The sequence below is a fragment of the Streptomyces sp. NPDC041968 genome, assembly GCF_055589025.1.
In genome coordinates this window covers 1-13,369 of record NZ_JBVJCB010000018.1, presented here as the reverse complement: position 1 = coordinate 13,369, position 13,369 = coordinate 1, and the positions used below count along the sequence as shown (strand labels likewise).

Annotated in this window: 15 protein-coding genes and 2 pseudogenes; 3 read left to right on the top strand and 14 right to left on the bottom strand. The window is 73.5% G+C overall.

Going from position 1 to position 13,369, the window contains the following annotated elements:
* Nucleotides 1–162: 162 nt before the first annotated feature.
* The 3 genes and pseudogenes from ACZ6EG_RS32170 to ACZ6EG_RS32160 all read right to left on the bottom strand — a co-directional run.
* A pseudogene (locus tag ACZ6EG_RS32170) lies at nt 163–697 on the bottom strand (tetratricopeptide repeat protein); the annotation flags it as partial.
* Nucleotides 652–1,512, bottom strand: coding sequence for an oxygenase MpaB family protein (locus ACZ6EG_RS32165; RefSeq protein WP_391972668.1), 861 nt, complete (start codon nt 1,510–1,512; stop codon nt 652–654). The pseudogene ACZ6EG_RS32170 and the gene ACZ6EG_RS32165, both read right to left, overlap by 46 nt.
* A gap of 56 nt (nt 1,513–1,568) precedes the next feature.
* On the bottom strand, nt 1,569–1,946 hold the full coding sequence (locus ACZ6EG_RS32160; RefSeq protein ID WP_391972669.1) for a four-helix bundle copper-binding protein: 378 nt from the start codon (nt 1,944–1,946) through the stop codon (nt 1,569–1,571).
* Nucleotides 1,947–2,071: 125 nt separating this feature from the next.
* On the opposite strand from ACZ6EG_RS32160, the gene ACZ6EG_RS32155 reads away from it, so the two are divergent.
* Nucleotides 2,072–2,428, top strand: a complete 357-nt coding sequence (locus ACZ6EG_RS32155) for a DUF6479 family protein (RefSeq protein ID WP_391972670.1) — start codon at nt 2,072–2,074, stop codon at nt 2,426–2,428.
* A gap of 144 nt (nt 2,429–2,572) precedes the next feature.
* On the opposite strand, the gene ACZ6EG_RS32150 is transcribed toward ACZ6EG_RS32155, so the two are convergent.
* The 3 genes from ACZ6EG_RS32150 to ACZ6EG_RS32140 are packed head-to-tail and all read right to left on the bottom strand — an operon-like array spanning nt 2,573 to nt 5,381.
* Nucleotides 2,573–3,187 (bottom strand): hypothetical protein, encoded by a 615-nt coding sequence (locus tag ACZ6EG_RS32150; protein ID WP_469609946.1) that lies wholly within the window; start codon nt 3,185–3,187, stop codon nt 2,573–2,575.
* On the bottom strand, nt 3,184–4,695 hold the full coding sequence (locus ACZ6EG_RS32145) for an ATP-binding protein (RefSeq protein ID WP_469609943.1): 1,512 nt from the start codon (nt 4,693–4,695) through the stop codon (nt 3,184–3,186). The genes ACZ6EG_RS32150 and ACZ6EG_RS32145 overlap by 4 nt, the downstream gene beginning before the upstream one ends.
* On the bottom strand, nt 4,692–5,381 hold the full coding sequence (locus ACZ6EG_RS32140; RefSeq protein WP_391972673.1) for a response regulator: 690 nt from the start codon (nt 5,379–5,381) through the stop codon (nt 4,692–4,694). The genes ACZ6EG_RS32145 and ACZ6EG_RS32140 overlap by 4 nt, the downstream gene beginning before the upstream one ends.
* 113 nt (nt 5,382–5,494) lie before the next feature.
* Between ACZ6EG_RS32140 and ACZ6EG_RS32135 the strand changes: the two genes are divergently transcribed.
* Nucleotides 5,495–6,415, top strand: a complete 921-nt coding sequence (locus ACZ6EG_RS32135) for a DUF3152 domain-containing protein (protein ID WP_469609940.1) — start codon at nt 5,495–5,497, stop codon at nt 6,413–6,415.
* Nucleotides 6,416–6,472: 57 nt separating this feature from the next.
* On the opposite strand, the gene ACZ6EG_RS32130 is transcribed toward ACZ6EG_RS32135, so the two are convergent.
* The 5 genes from ACZ6EG_RS32130 to ACZ6EG_RS32110 form a co-directional block, all read right to left on the bottom strand.
* Nucleotides 6,473–6,667 carry a hypothetical protein gene (locus ACZ6EG_RS32130; protein ID WP_391972685.1) on the bottom strand — a complete coding sequence of 65 codons (195 nt, stop codon included), beginning with the start codon at nt 6,665–6,667 and terminating at the stop codon, nt 6,473–6,475.
* A 100-nt stretch (nt 6,668–6,767) separates the two neighbouring features.
* The gene (locus tag ACZ6EG_RS32125) at nt 6,768–7,778 is read right to left on the bottom strand and encodes a TerC family protein (RefSeq protein WP_469609938.1); all 1,011 of its coding nucleotides are present in this window, start codon (nt 7,776–7,778) and stop codon (nt 6,768–6,770) included.
* Between the two features lie 66 nt (nt 7,779–7,844).
* Complete coding sequence (locus ACZ6EG_RS32120) at nt 7,845–8,891, bottom strand: SPFH domain-containing protein (protein ID WP_391972676.1); 1,047 nt, start codon at nt 8,889–8,891, stop codon at nt 7,845–7,847.
* 2 nt (nt 8,892–8,893) lie between these two features.
* Nucleotides 8,894–9,334: an NfeD family protein gene (locus ACZ6EG_RS32115; RefSeq protein ID WP_391972677.1), complete on the bottom strand. Its 441-nt coding sequence runs from the start codon at nt 9,332–9,334 to the stop codon at nt 8,894–8,896.
* 102 nt (nt 9,335–9,436) lie between these two features.
* Nucleotides 9,437–10,435, bottom strand: a complete 999-nt coding sequence (locus ACZ6EG_RS32110; RefSeq protein ID WP_469609934.1) for a LacI family DNA-binding transcriptional regulator — start codon at nt 10,433–10,435, stop codon at nt 9,437–9,439.
* 192 nt (nt 10,436–10,627) lie between these two features.
* Between ACZ6EG_RS32110 and ACZ6EG_RS32105 the strand changes: the two are divergent.
* A pseudogene (locus ACZ6EG_RS32105) lies at nt 10,628–11,908 on the top strand (M1 family aminopeptidase).
* Nucleotides 11,909–11,925: 17 nt separating this feature from the next.
* On the opposite strand, the gene ACZ6EG_RS32100 reads toward ACZ6EG_RS32105, so the two are convergent.
* From ACZ6EG_RS32100 to ACZ6EG_RS32090, 3 genes are all read right to left on the bottom strand, one after another.
* Nucleotides 11,926–12,372 (bottom strand): hypothetical protein, encoded by a 447-nt coding sequence (locus ACZ6EG_RS32100; RefSeq protein WP_469609931.1) that lies wholly within the window; start codon nt 12,370–12,372, stop codon nt 11,926–11,928.
* A 24-nt stretch (nt 12,373–12,396) separates the two neighbouring features.
* Nucleotides 12,397–13,038, bottom strand: a complete 642-nt coding sequence (locus ACZ6EG_RS32095; RefSeq protein WP_469609928.1) for a LutC/YkgG family protein — start codon at nt 13,036–13,038, stop codon at nt 12,397–12,399.
* A partial coding sequence (locus ACZ6EG_RS32090) for a lactate utilisation protein LutB domain-containing protein (RefSeq protein ID WP_391972680.1) occupies nt 13,035–13,369 on the bottom strand: 335 nt, incomplete at its 5' end. The genes ACZ6EG_RS32095 and ACZ6EG_RS32090, both read right to left, overlap by 4 nt.

Here is a 13,369-nt window from a genome sequence, read left to right as displayed (position 1 = left end):
CGCGGTCGAGACGGCGGGGGGAGCCGGGCGCGGCGGCCGCGCCGGCGGTCGTCTTCGGGCTCCGCCCGGGGCTCCCCGGGTGGGACGCGGGTGCGGCCCCGCCCGGAAGGGCCTTGGCGCTTCGGGTCAGCGTGCTTCCACCATGCGCCGCAGGGCGACCCGGCGGTACTCGGTGAGGGCGGCGGACCAGCGGCCCAGCCAACCGAGTCCGACGGCGACCTCGCGGCGGCTCACGAGCGTGTCCGGGTGGTCCGGGCCGAGTGCGCCGGTGCGGGCCTCGGCCACCTCCCGGTAGAGGGACAGGGCCTCCTGCCAGCGGTCCAGCCGGCCGAGTTCGTGGGCCACCTCGAAGCGGGTGACCAGGGTGTCCGGGTGGCCCGGACCGAGCACGCGGGCGCGGGCGGCAGCCACCTCGCGGGCCATCCGGTGGGCGTCCTCGGGGCGTCCGAGCCGGCCGAGGTTGAAGGCCAGGTTGTGGCGGCAGCGCCATGACCCGCTCACGGGCGGCGAGGACCGCGGTGTAGACCTGGTGTGCGTCGGCGTACCGTCCCAGGCGGCCCAGCACGTACGCCATCTCCTGCCGGACGGCGAGGGTGTCGGCGTGGTCGGCGCCCAGCACCCGCCCTCCCCTGGCCGGTCCGGTATGGCGGCCTACGGTCCGATTCTGTACGGTGCCGGGCGCGCGGCCGGACCGAGCCGGGCCGTGGCGCGCAGGATGTGTTTGGGCGGCAGCTGCCAGCGCAGACGTGCGGGGATTCCGCGCAGCAGGGTGCCGGTGACACGGAGCCGCCGGGTGACGGTGCCGGGTGGGGGGGCCGGTCTGCCGTAGAGCTCGTGGGCGTACGGCGGTAGGGAGTCGTACGCCAGATGTGCCACACGGCGCCACAGCAGCCCGCGTGCCGGGACCAGGAGGGGGTGCGTGGGCGGGCGGAGCAGGAAGTCGTCCACCTCGCGCGCCTCGGGGCCCGCGGCCAGCTCGGGCCGCACGCGCGCGAAGTAGGCGGCCAGCTCGGCCCTGCTCCCCGGCACGGTGGCGGGGTCGAGGCCCACCAGACGGGCGCTGTGTCGGTGTTCGGCGAGGTAGCGGTCGGCGTGGGCGTCCGTGAGCGGGAATCCGGAGCGGCGCAGGACGTGGAGGTAGGAGCCGATCTCGGCGCAGTGCACCCACAGCAGCAGCGCGGGTTCGTCGACGCCGTACCGCTCGCCCGTGACGGGGTCCGTGGCGCCGAGCCTGCGGTGGATCTTCCGTACCCGCGCGCCGGCCCGCTCCGCGGCGTCGGTGGTGCCGTACGTCGTGGTGCCGACGAAGCTCGCGGTGCGCATCAGCCGGCCCCAGGCGTCGCGCCGGAAGTCGCTGTTCTGCATGACGCCGCGCACAGCGCGCGGGTGCAGTGCCTGGAGGTACAGGGCGCGGATGCCGGCGATCCACATCATCGGGTCGCCGTGCGCCTGCCAGGTCACCGAGTCCGGGCCGAACAGCCCCGGATCACCGGTCGTCCGCGTCGCCGTCATACCGGCAGGCTAACGCCCCGCACCCGGCGGCCACAGAGCCCGAGGGCCCCAGTGCCTCAGCGCAGGGTGTCGAGGAACTCTCCGCAGGCCCGGGCGCAGGCCCGGCACGCCTCGGCGGCCTCCTCCGCCCCGGGGTGCCCGTCGAAGACGTGGGCGCTCTCCAGGCACACCTGCCGGCACCACTCGAGCTGGACGCGTATCGCGGCCTCGTCCACCTGGTTCTGCTCGGACAGCACCCGGCAGGTCGCGTCGCAGACCTCCGCGCACATGATGCCCTTGCGCCGTACGAGCTCCTGGTTCTCGGTCCCGTCCGGGTCCACGAGGCTCGCCCGCAGCGCGCACGCCCTGGCGCACTCGGTACACGCCTGTGCACAAGCGAAACGGTCCTCCAGGAAGCGGAACAGTTCCTGCTGGGAAGTCGTCGTCGATGTCACACCGCGCGGGTTGCCGCTGCGGTCGCCGCCAAACCGTCGGGGCGGCGTTGCCCCTCTCGGCCCGGCGGTGGAGGAGGGTGCCGCTGAGCAGGTTGGTCACGCGAAGCCGGGGGTACCCGCGCTCCATGACCAACGCATGGATGGACCTGGCCGTGAGCTCTGCTGGGATCGGCATCGGCATCGGTGTCGCGGCCGTCGTGGTGGTGGGCCTGCTGATCGGCGCGTTCGCGTTCGGCAGCCGGCAGAAGCGCAAGGAGTCGCCGCCCCCGCGCCCGGAGGAGCAGCCCCGTATGCCCGCGGACGGGCCCGTTCGGGAGACCCGGGAGCGCCGGGAGCCCGACGAGATGCCGCAGAGCGACGAGCGGACGCTGCCGCACGACCTCGGACACCAGGGCAGCCGCCCCTCCTCCGGGCAGGAGCGGCCCCGCTGGGACGAGGGCAGCAGCGGCTCCTTCGGGAGCGGCGGACCGGGCGGACGCTGACCGCCGAGGTGCCGTGACCGCACGTGGCCGCGCAGGTGGGCCCGGACCGGGATGACTCCGGTCCGGGCCCACTGCCGTGCCCGGGGCGAGGACGGGCGAGCACTGGGCCGATCGGCACCGGGCGCGCCGCCCTCGCGGACGCGCTCACCGGTTCCCCCGGGCCGCGTCGGCCGGGCAGTCCTCGCTGGACCGGCCCGCGAGCCGGCCGCCGGGCTGCTCCACCGTCACCTGCGCGCTGCCGAGCGTCGGGTCCTGGCGCATCCGGGCGACGGCGACCGTGCAGGCCAGCTGGTCGACGGCCAGATCGCTGAGGCCGGCGGCGTCCTCGGGCAGCTGGACGCTCACCGCCGCTCCGTCGGTCCGGATGGTGGGCGCCACCGTGGAAGGTGGCAGATCGGTGGTCAGCCCGTTCCTCCGCTCCTCGGCGTCCGGCCCCTTGAACAGCATGAGCACCGTGCTGCCGAGGTCGGCTCCCGCGCCGGGCACCGCACGGGGAGCCGTGGTCAACGCGCCGTCGACGACGAAGTACAGCGGGACCAGGGTGGCGGGAGCGGGCTCGGGCCAGGTCTGCGACGGGCTGGGGGCAGGGCCCGGATCGAGGACGCCGGTCGCGGGTTCGCCCGCCTCGACCACGCCGGTGGCGGGGATGCCGCAGGCCGAGAGCGGGAGCAGGGCCGCGAGCAGCAGCGGGAGCAGACGGCGGGCGCTCGTCCCGGTGCGGCCGCACGCCCGCGCGGGGCCCGGGGCCGGGGGTCTCATGGGCGGTCCCCTCTCGCGGAGTGCGTCGTCGCTTCCCGTGCGCCGTCCGGACGCAGGGGGAGGACGACCGTGAAGACGGCGCCGCCCTGCGGATGGTTGGCCGCTCGGACGGTGCCGCCGTGCAGGCGCACGTTCTCCATGGCGATGGCCAGTCCGAGGCCGCTGCCCTCGCTGCGGGTCCGGGCGCTGTCCGACTTGTAGAACCGTTCGAAGACGTGCGGCAGGACCTCGCCGGGGATACCGTCCCCGCCGTCGGCGACCGTCAATACCGCCCGCCGTCCGGCACGGTGGTCGTCCTCCTCCCGCAGGCGCAGCCGGACGGGGGGTGCCCCGTGGCGGAGGGCGTTGGCGACGAGGTTCGCGACGACGACGTCGAGGCGGCGCGGGTCCACCCGGCCCCGCAGCGCGCCCGGTTCCGGGAGGTCGGTCTCCACGGTGGCCTGCCAGCCGCGGGAGGCGAGCGTGCGACGTACGGACTCGGCGAGGTCGATCTCGTCCAGGTGCAGGGCGGCCGCGCCCGCGTCGAACCGGGAGATCTCCATCAGGTCGTCCACCAGGCCCGCCAGCTTCGTGGTCTCCTCGCTGATGAGGCGTACGGCCATGGCGGTGTCACCGTCCAGGCCGGCCGCGTCCTCGTCCAGCACGTCCGTCACCGCCGACATCGCCGCGAGCGGGGTGCGCAGTTCGTGGGAGACGTCCGCGGCGAAGCGCCGGGCACCGGCCTCCATGCGCCGCAGTTCGGCCACCGAGCCCTCCAGTGCGGCGGCCGTCTCGTTGAAGGTGCGGGACAGATCGGCGAGTTCGTCGGAGCCCTGCACCGTGAGCCGGGTGTCCAGTCGGCCCTCCGCGATGCTGCGGGTGGCCCGCCGCAGGGCCCGTACGGGCCGGAGCACCCCGCGCGCGGCCAGCAGGGCGAGCAGGACGGCCAGGGCGAGTGCGGGCACGGTGGCCCGTTCGATGGCGGTGACCAGCGCGTCGACGTACCCCTGTTCCTCCTGCTGCGGCACGGTGAGGTAGACCTCCAGCCCGGAGGCGCGCTGCGCGGTGCGGTACGGGCCCGCGAAGGTGACCGGCGTGCCGACGACGAGCGCGGAGCGGCCGTCCCGCGACACCCGCTGGAACACCGTGGCCCTGCGGGTGCGTACGGACTCGCGCATGGCCGGGGACAGTTCACGGAAGGCGTCCCCGGACATGGACGTCGCGCTCGCCTCCCCGTAGGCCACCAGGATCCGCCAGGTCTGGGAACGCCCGCCGCGCGACACGTCGGCGGCGAACGATCGCAGGTCGGACTCCTCGGGCGGGAAACGGTAGTTGGGGACGAGGGTGTCGACGCGGTGCCGGAAGTCCTCGATCACCGTGTCCTGACTCTGCTGGAGGAGCCTGGTGCGGGCCTCGCGGAAGGTCAGCGCTCCCGTCGTCACCGTCGCCACGACCGCGACGAGGGTGAAGGCCACCACCAGCCGCACGCGCAGCCCGGTCAGGGCGCGCGCCGCCCGGGGAACTCTCACCGGGTCCCGAACCGGTAGCCGAAGCCGCGCACGGTGTGCACGTAGCGCGGCCGGCCCGCGGGCTCGCCGATCTTGGAGCGCAGGCGTTTCACACAGGCGTCCACGAGGCGTGCGTCCCCGTGGTAGTTGTGCTCCCACACGGCTTCCAGGAGCTGCTGGCGGCTGAAGACCTGCCCGGCCGAGGCGGACAGGGTCAGCAGCAGCCGCAGTTCGGAGGGGCCGAGGGCGACGGGCCGCCCCTGGTGGGTGACGGTGAGACCGGCGCGGTCGATGACCAGGTCGCCGTGGTGCTCGGTGCGGACCGTGCCGTGGTCGTCCGGGCCGCCGCCCACGCGGCGCAGCACCGCGCGGATGCGTGCGTCCAGTACGCGGGCGCGGACCGGTTTCACGACGTAGTCGTCCGCCCCGGCCTCCAGTCCGACGACGATGTCGGTGTCGTCGCCGCGGGCCGTGGCCATGATGATCGGCACCTGGTGGCCGGCGCGTATCCGGCGGCACACCTCCAGTCCGGGCATGCCCGGCAGCATCAGGTCGAGGATCACGGCGTCGGGCCGGAACGACCGCAGGCGCTCCAGTCCGTCCTCGCCCGTCGCGGCCGCGGCGACCTCGTGTCCCTGACGGCGCAGGGCCATCCGCACGCCCTCCCGGACGGCGCGGTCGTCTTCGATGATCAGGACCCGTGGCATGGATCTCAGTATGCGTATGAACGTGCGAACACCGGCGCTCGGGGCACGGCTGTTACACAGCGGTCCACAAGCGGTCCCCGCCCGATCACACGGCGGCGGCACGCTGCGTGATCATGAACGCGCACCGATCGTCGTCCTCGCCTGCCTCCGAGAAGGTCCCCCGACGCCGCGGCGGGGGCCGCTCCCGCCGCCGTCGGGGCGGGCCGCCGCCGCTGCTGCGGGCCGGACTCGTGGCGGGGGTCGTGCTGCTCGTCGCCGGCGGGCTGGTCCTGAGGGAGCGGACGGAGCCGTCCGGCCGCTCCGCCGATGCCGCCGGGCGGCCGACGGCGTCCGAGCCGCCCGCCTCGCGCGAGGTCGTCGAGACGGACGGGGCACGCGGGGAGGGGCGGACCGCGGAGGACCGGCAGCGGGTCGAGGTCGTGGAGGACGGGAAGGAGACGGGGACGGGTTCGGACCCCGGTTCGATCCCGTCGGCGGGGCCCGGGACGTTCACCACCGCGTCGGGTGACGGCGCCCGGGTCGGGGGGCGTGAACGGACGCTGACCTACGTCGTCCAGGTCGAGGACGGCATCGGGATTCCGGCGGGGGACGTCGCGGCCGAGGTCGAGCGCGTCCTCGCCGACGAGCGGGGCTGGACGGCCGACGGGAAGGTGGGGTTCCGGCGGGTGTCCGGCGGCGCCTCGGACTTCCGGGTGCGGCTGGCCACGGCCGGGACGGTGGACGGGATCTGCGGCCGGTACGGTCTCGACACCGGCGGTGAGGTCAACTGCAACGTGGGACAGGACGTCATGGTCAACCTCAAGCGGTGGCTGCTGGCGACCCGGTACTACGCGGACGACGTGACGTCCTACCGGGCCCTCATCGTCAACCACGAGGTGGGGCACTTCCTCGGTCACGGCCATGTGGGCTGCCCCGGGGCGGGGCGGCCGGCGCCGGTGATGATGCAGCAGATCAAGGGGCTGCACGGCTGCCGCACCAACGTCTGGCCCTACGACGCCGAGGGCCGGCTCGTCACCGGGCCCGCCCTCGGCTGAGCGGCCCGGACGGTGTCCTCCGGGCGCACGCTCGCGCCGTCGCACCGGGCCGAGGGGTCACGGGCGCCGGTCCGGTGCCGCCGTCGCGCAGTCCGGGTTGTGGCAGGTGCCCCGGCGCCAGACCGGGACGTAGATCCCGAGGGTCTTGTGCCGGGTGACCTCCGCGGGGACGGTGTGGCCGCAGGACGGGCAGACGTCCTCGCGCTGCGTTGCGGCCTGCGCTGTCTTCGTTCGCTCGGTGTGGTGGCTCATGGTGCTCACGTCCGCGACACGATAGAAGGGTTTTGGTACCTTTTTGCCCTTTTTTGGGGTATGTATGCCCGCGGGGGCGATCCGCCGTCCTGCCGGCGTCTCACGGGGCGTCCCGTTCACCTCGCGGTGCGGTGAGTGGCTCCTCCCCGGAGTCGTCACCGGTGTTCTCCGACGGCGCGTCCGCCGGACGTCGCAGGCTCAGGACCACGGACCCCGCGAGCACCACCACGATCACCGCCAGGCTCACGGGGGACGGGATCTCCGGCACGGAGGGGCTGACCAGCTTGTGCGTCGCCTGGAGGATGAGCTTGAGGCCGATGAAGCCGAGAATGATCGCCAGGCCCTTGCTGAGGTAGTGGAAGCGGTCCAGCAGCCCGGAGAGCATGAAGTACAGGGCCCGCAGCCCGAGGATGGCGAAGGCGTTGCTGGTGTAGACGATGAAGGCGTCGTCGCTGACGGCGAGCACGGCCGGCACGCTGTCGACGGCGAAGATCAGGTCGGCGGCCTCGATGGCGGCGACGACGGCGAGCAGCGGCGTCGCCACGTGCTTGCCCGCCTCCTTCACGAAGAACTTCGGGCCCGCGTAGGTGTCCCGGACGGGGATCACCTTGCGCAGCAGCCGTACGGCGAAACTCCGGCCGGGGTCGAAGCTCTCCTCCTCGCCCTTGAGGATCTTGTAGACGCTGTAGAAGAGGATGGCCGCGAAGACGAACAGCACGGCGGTGAACCGGCTGACCACGGCCACGCCGGCGGCGAGGAAGAGGCCGCGGAACACCAGGGCGCCGATGACGCCGAAGAACAGGACCCGGTGCTGGTAGGCACGGGGCACCTTGAAGTAGGCGAAGATCAGGGCGAAGACGAAGAGGTTGTCGACGGAGAGGCTCTTCTCCAGGAGCCACGCGGTGGTGTACTCGGTGCCGGCCGTGCCGCCGAGCACGAGGAAGACGACCGCGCCGAAGACCAGGGCGAGTCCGACCCACAGCCCGCTCCAGGCCGCCGCTTCCTTGAAGCCGATGACGTGGGCGTTGCGGTGGGCCAGCAGGTCGACGGCGAGCGACACGACCACGGTCGCGGCGAAGACTGCCCAGAGCCAGAACGGCACATCCAACATGCGGGCCTCGCAGTGGCTTGCGGAGAGATGCCCCCTATACCCGAGTGTGCACCACGTCGCCGGTCCTCACCGGTCGTCGGTCCTGGGGGCGCGGCGCGGCGCCGGGGACGTCGCCTTGTCGGCCTCGGCCGCGTCGGCGAGTGCCTGGGCGGCGGCTTCCGCGGCCTGGGCCGTGTCGTTGGCGGCCTGGGCGGCGCCGTCGTCGGAGCGGGTCTCGCGGGTGGCGGGTGACTGGGGCAGCGCTTCGGTGAAGGCCCGGGACACGCCCTGCAGGGCGGAGGTGACCTCGCTGGGGATGACCCAGAAGGTGCTGCCCGAGCCCTGCGCGAGCTGCGGCAGCACCTGGAGGTACTGGTAGGCGAGGAGCTTGGGGTCGGGGTCGTTGCGGTGCACGGCCTGGAAGACCTCGTCGATGGCCCGGGACTGGCCCTCGGCCTTGAGGATCTCGGCGGTGCGGTTTCCCTCCGCGCGCAGGACCGCGGCCTGCTTGTCGCCCTCGGCGGTGAGGATCTGCGACTGGCGCTGCCCTTCCGCGCCGAGGATCGCGGCCCGCTTGTCCCGCTCGGCACGCATCTGCTTCTGCATCGCGTCCTTGATGGACTGCGGGGGGTCGATGGCCTTGATCTCCACCCGGTTCACCCGCAGCCCCCATTTTCCGGTGGCCTCGTCGAGTACGCCGCGCAGTTGGCTGTTGATGGTGTCCCGTGACGTGAGCGTCTTCTCCAGGTCCATGGACCCGACGACGTTGCGCAGGGTGGTGACGGTGAGCTGCTCGACCGCCTGGAGGAAGTTGGCGATCTCGTAGAAGGCCGCGCGCGGATCCGTCACCTGGAAATACAGCACGGTGTCGATCTCGACGACCAGATTGTCCTCGGTGATCACGGGTTGCGGCTTGAAGGAGACGACCTGCTCCCGCAGGTCGATCACCGGGTACACGCGGTCGATGTACGGGATGACGAGGCTCAGCCCGGGTTTCAGGGTGCGGTGGTAGCGGCCGAGCCGTTCGACGTTGCGGGCGCGGGCCTGGGGCACGATGCGTACCGCGCGCACCACGGTGAAAACCGCGAGGAGGGCGACGATCACACCTGCGACGAGGAACGCCGAGACTTCCATGGTCACTCCCGGGGGTGGACGAGGGCGGTGCTGCCGCTGATCTCCAGGACGTCGACGGTCGCCCCTGGGGGGATCACCAGCGTCTCGTCGTAGGAACGGGCCGACCACTCCTCCCCGCCGATGCGTACCCTCCCCTCCCGGCCCTCCCTGCCCGTCACCTCCGTCACGACGTAGGCGGCCCGGCCGACGAGTGCGTCCACGCCGAACCGCTCCGTCTGGGGCTGGAGGAGGTGGCGCAGGGCGACGGGGCGCACGAAGAGGACGGTGACCGTGGCGACGACGGTGAACACCACGAACTGGAGGGGCCCGGACAGTCCGGCCGCGGCGACCGCGGCCGTGATCAGCGCGGCCGCTCCCAGCATGCCGAGCGCGGCGGTGAGGGTGAAGATCTCCGCCACGATCAGAACCGACGCGACGATGAGCCAGATCAGCCACGGATCCATGGCGACCCCCCTCCGTGACGGTGCGGGTACGCCTGGCAGGACGCCTACTTTAAAGCGATTTTACCTGTCTTTCCGGAGAAAAGAACCTGTCCGGTACCGCGGTCACGGCCGGGCCCGTCCGCCGAGCGGCGCCGTGCTGGCGCGGACGATCAGCGCCGGCTCGACGGAGGCGGGTTCCGGTACCGCGGCCGGGTCCGCGATGTGCCGTGTCAGGTGCGCGACCGCCAGGGCTCCCATCTCGGCGAAGGGCTGGGCCACCGTGGTCAGTGAGGGCGAGCAGTACTCGGCCAGCGCGATGTCGTCCACCCCCACGACGGAGATGTCCTCCGGGACCCTGCGGCCCAGTTCGTGCAGGGCGCGGATCACGCCGAAGGCCATCTCGTCGCTCGCCACGAACACCGCGGTGACGTCGGGGATGTTGCCCAGGATCAGCCCGTTCCGGTAGCCGGAGGCGGGGGTCCAGTCGCCCTCCAGCACCGGGGGCACGGGCCGTCCCGCCGACTCCAGCGTGTCGCGCCACCCGGCCCGGCGGCCGGCGGCGTCGAGCCACTCCTCGGGCCCCGACACGTGCCAGACGGTCTCGTGGCCCAGGTCGATCAGGTGACGTGTGGCCAGGCGTGCCACGAGGGTCTGGTCGACGGCGACGACCTCCGTGGCCGGGGTCCTCGATCCGTCGACGGTGACGGTGGGCACGGAGCGGGTGAGCTGCTCGATCCGCGGGCTCACACGGACCAGCGGCACCGACAGGATGACGCCCTCGACGCCCTGCTCCGCCAGCCGCGACAGCGCTCCCTCGATCGCCGCCGTGTCCAGTGAAGCGGTGGTCGCGGTACTGACCGCGTACCCGGCCCCGCGGGCGGCGGTCTCGATGCCGAACGTCAGGTTCGTACGCGAGGAGTAGGTGGTCCGGAGGGTCACGAGACCGATCGTCCGGCTGCGCCCCGACGACAGCGTCCGCGCCGCGTTGTTCTTGCGGTAGCCGAGTTGCTCGACGGCGGCGAGCACCTTGGCGCGGGTCTTCTGCTGCACGTGGGGGTGACCGGCCAGGGTGCGGGACACCGTCTGCGCGGAGACCCCCGCCAGCCGGGCGACGTCGGTCATCCCGGGCTGCCGCCCGGCGCCGCCGCCGGCGGTCCGCCGCGCCGCGGATGCGCCCGCTCCCTGTGTTTCCGATGACATCGCTCGCCTCTCCGGAGGAACCACGGTCCGGTCGTGTCGCCGCAGCTCCTCGCCCTGCGGGGAGTCTAGCCACGCGAGGACGATTGGCATCGATAACGTCGTGGGTCGTAGAGCGTGCCGGTCGTCCCCGTGTCCGAGCCGGACGTGTCCGGAGCCGCGGCCACGCCCGGCGGTGCCCGCTACGACGTGACCCTGCGGTCCGACGCCGACGGCGGCCACTGGACCGAGCGGCAGCGGGTGTCCTTCCGCAACGCCGCCGACCGGCCGCTGCGCGAGGTGTACCTGCGCCTGTGGGGGAACGGCGAGGACGGGTGCGGAGGGCCGGGCGCGCCCTCGCCCGTCAGGGTGTCGCACGTGCGGGGCGGCACACCGGCCGCTCCCTCCGTGAACTGCACGGCCCTGCGGGTCGACCGGCCCGAGCCGCTCGCCCGAGGTGCGGTGGGCAGCCTCCCGGCCGAAGCGGGCGCTGCGTTCGGGCACCGTGAAGGAGAGATCGAAGGCGACGGACGTCCGGTCACCGGAAGTCGCTCGTCAGGGCGTAGAAGCTCTCACCGACGGCCGCGTACGGGTCGAGGTGCCACCCCTTCGCGTCGTGCACGGCGGGGTCCGGCTCGACCACCCGTCGGCCCTGAAGGTGCCCGGCACCGGTGTGACCCGGACCCGTCCCGGCGACCCCGGCAGGGTCGTGACGCACAGCATCGCCCAGCGGGTGCGGGACTTCGCGTGGGCCGCGGGTCCGTTCCGCACGGCGACGGACACCACGCCCGGGGGCGTGCGGGTGAGGTCGTACTGGGCCGTCGGCACACCCGATGCGGGCATGCGCCTGAACCGGACGGAGGCCGCCGCCGCGGTCGACCGGTTCGGCCGGGAGTTCTGCCGCTATCCGTACGGAGAGATCGACCTCGTGATGACCGGCGGGTTCGGCGGCGGCATGGAGTACCCCGGCCTGGTCCTCCTCGGCACCACGGAGGAGGGCAGCGCCGTCGTCCACGAGGTGGCGCACCAGTGGTGGGACGGGATCGTCGGCAACGACGAGTACGCCTCGCCGTGGCTCGACGAGAGCTTCGCCCGGTACGCCAACGCCCGCTTCTACGGCTGGGACACCACCGACTGCTGGTCCGAGGTCCACTGGCCCGACGACAGCACCGAACTCACCGCGTCGATGGACTACTGGTCGCGGCACCGGGGCGAGTACCACCTGGCGTACACGGCCGGTCCCTGCGTCCTGGCGGACCTGGAACGGACCCTGGGCGCCGGCACCATCGCCCGCCTGCTCGAACGCTGCGCCCGGGACCACTGGTTCGGCGTCTCCACCACCGCCGACTTCAAGGCCGCCGCCCAGTCCCTGACGGACCAGGACCTCGGCCCCTTCTGGAGAGCCACCGCGTCAGGTGAGGTGGCGAGCGGCCGGGTCAGCCCAGGACGTGGAACTCGTTCTCGGCGGCGTCGAGGAACTCGCCGGGCGTCCGGTCGCGGCGGGTGACCTCCGGCCGCAGTCTGTTCCGCCCCGTCCTCCGCGCCGCGGGGGACGCCGCCCTGGCCGATGTCGGCCCGTGTCGCGCCGAGCGCCGGCAGCCGGGCCACCTCCGCCTCCCAGCCCGGTCCTCCGGCCAGATCGAGTGGAGCCGGTTCTCGTGCGCCGCCTTCGGCTCGGTGACCGGCTCGAAGCGCGACCGGAGGCCGCCCGTGCGGCCCCGCGTCGCGTCCCGCCAGAAGCGTTCCATGCCCGCCGCGTCCAGTGCGTCGATGACGATCCCGGTCAGCATCCCGTCCCCGTTCCCCGCGCCCTCGTGGTTGCCGGGACCCGTGGTGCGGTACGCGTGGCTGCGGTGGCCCGCCCGTACCGGCGGGTTCGCCACGGCGCGCCACCGGCTCGTCCGGTCTCAGTCCACCACCAGCACCACCTCCAGCGTCCGCGGGCCGTGGACGCCCTCGACCCGGTCGAGTTCGATGTCGCTGGTGGCGGACGGGCCGGAGATCCACGTGGTCGGCCGGGTGGGGTCGAGGCGCGGCAGGGCCCGGGGCAGGGAGGCGACCACCTGGCCGGGTACGTCGACGACGCAGATGTGCAGGTCCGGGACGAGGGTGAGGGCGCGACGGCCCTGCCCCGGTCCGGCGTCGAGGACGACGGTGCCGGTCTCCGCGACGGCGAGGGCGCAGCCGGTGACCACGGCGTCGGCACAGTCCAGTTCGGCGGGGGTCAGGGGGACGTCGTCCGGCCGGCGCCGGGCGTCGGACGCGGCCAGCCAGTCCTCGGGCAGGCCCGGAGGCACGACGACGGTACGGGCGCCGTGGCCGGCGAGGAGGCGGCCGATGACGGCCGGCAGCTCGCGCCGGGTACTGCGGTGCACGCCGGCCCGGTAGTCGGCGAGGTTCTCGTGGAGCAGGTCGAGCACCGCGGTCCGGTCGTCGGGGGTGTGGCTCACCCGGTAGTCACGCGTGACCTCGGGGGCCTCGGGCGCGTCGGCGAGGGCCCGGCGCACTCGGCCGAGGACGCGGTCGCGGGAGGAGGGCTCGGGTGTCATGCGCGGTTCTTCCTCCACCAGTCACGGAAGGGTTCGGCCGGCAGCTCCGGCAGATCCCGGCTGTCGGTCCACTGGCGCGCCCCGGGCCCCGGGAGCCGATCGGGGTGCAGCTTGCGGGTCCTGGAGGCGAGGCGTTCGCCGACGGTCAGCGCGGCGGGGTGGTCCAGGAGCCAGGTCGCCGCCCTCATCGCGGCCCGTTCCAGGCGGTGCCCCTTGCCGCCCTGGTCGGCGACCTTCTCCCGGAGGTGGACGAGGACCTCGGGGATGTCGATGGCGACGGGGCAGACCTCGTAGCAGGCGCCGCACAGGGAGGAGGCGTAGGGCAGGGAGG

What these genes read in the sequence shown, in the direction of transcription:
- ACZ6EG_RS32165 (WP_391972668.1), bottom strand. Translation starts at nt 1,512, where the DNA reads ATGACGGCGACGCGGACGACCGGTGATCCGGGGCTGTTCGGCCCGGAC.
- ACZ6EG_RS32155 (WP_391972670.1), top strand. Translation starts at nt 2,072, where the DNA reads ATGACCAACGCATGGATGGACCTGGCCGTGAGCTCTGCTGGGATCGGC.
- ACZ6EG_RS32150 (WP_469609946.1), bottom strand. Translation starts at nt 3,187, where the DNA reads ATGAGACCCCCGGCCCCGGGCCCCGCGCGGGCGTGCGGCCGCACCGGG.
- ACZ6EG_RS32140 (WP_391972673.1), bottom strand. Translation starts at nt 5,381, where the DNA reads ATGCCACGGGTCCTGATCATCGAAGACGACCGCGCCGTCCGGGAGGGC.
- ACZ6EG_RS32135 (WP_469609940.1), top strand. Translation starts at nt 5,495, where the DNA reads ATGAACGCGCACCGATCGTCGTCCTCGCCTGCCTCCGAGAAGGTCCCC.
- ACZ6EG_RS32130 (WP_391972685.1), bottom strand. Translation starts at nt 6,667, where the DNA reads ATGAGCCACCACACCGAGCGAACGAAGACAGCGCAGGCCGCAACGCAG.
- ACZ6EG_RS32125 (WP_469609938.1), bottom strand. Translation starts at nt 7,778, where the DNA reads ATGTTGGATGTGCCGTTCTGGCTCTGGGCAGTCTTCGCCGCGACCGTG.
- ACZ6EG_RS32120 (WP_391972676.1), bottom strand. Translation starts at nt 8,891, where the DNA reads ATGGAAGTCTCGGCGTTCCTCGTCGCAGGTGTGATCGTCGCCCTCCTC.
- ACZ6EG_RS32115 (WP_391972677.1), bottom strand. Translation starts at nt 9,334, where the DNA reads ATGGATCCGTGGCTGATCTGGCTCATCGTCGCGTCGGTTCTGATCGTG.
- ACZ6EG_RS32110 (WP_469609934.1), bottom strand. Translation starts at nt 10,435, where the DNA reads ATGACCGACGTCGCCCGGCTGGCGGGGGTCTCCGCGCAGACGGTGTCC.
- ACZ6EG_RS32095 (WP_469609928.1), bottom strand. Translation starts at nt 13,038, where the DNA reads ATGACACCCGAGCCCTCCTCCCGCGACCGCGTCCTCGGCCGAGTGCGC.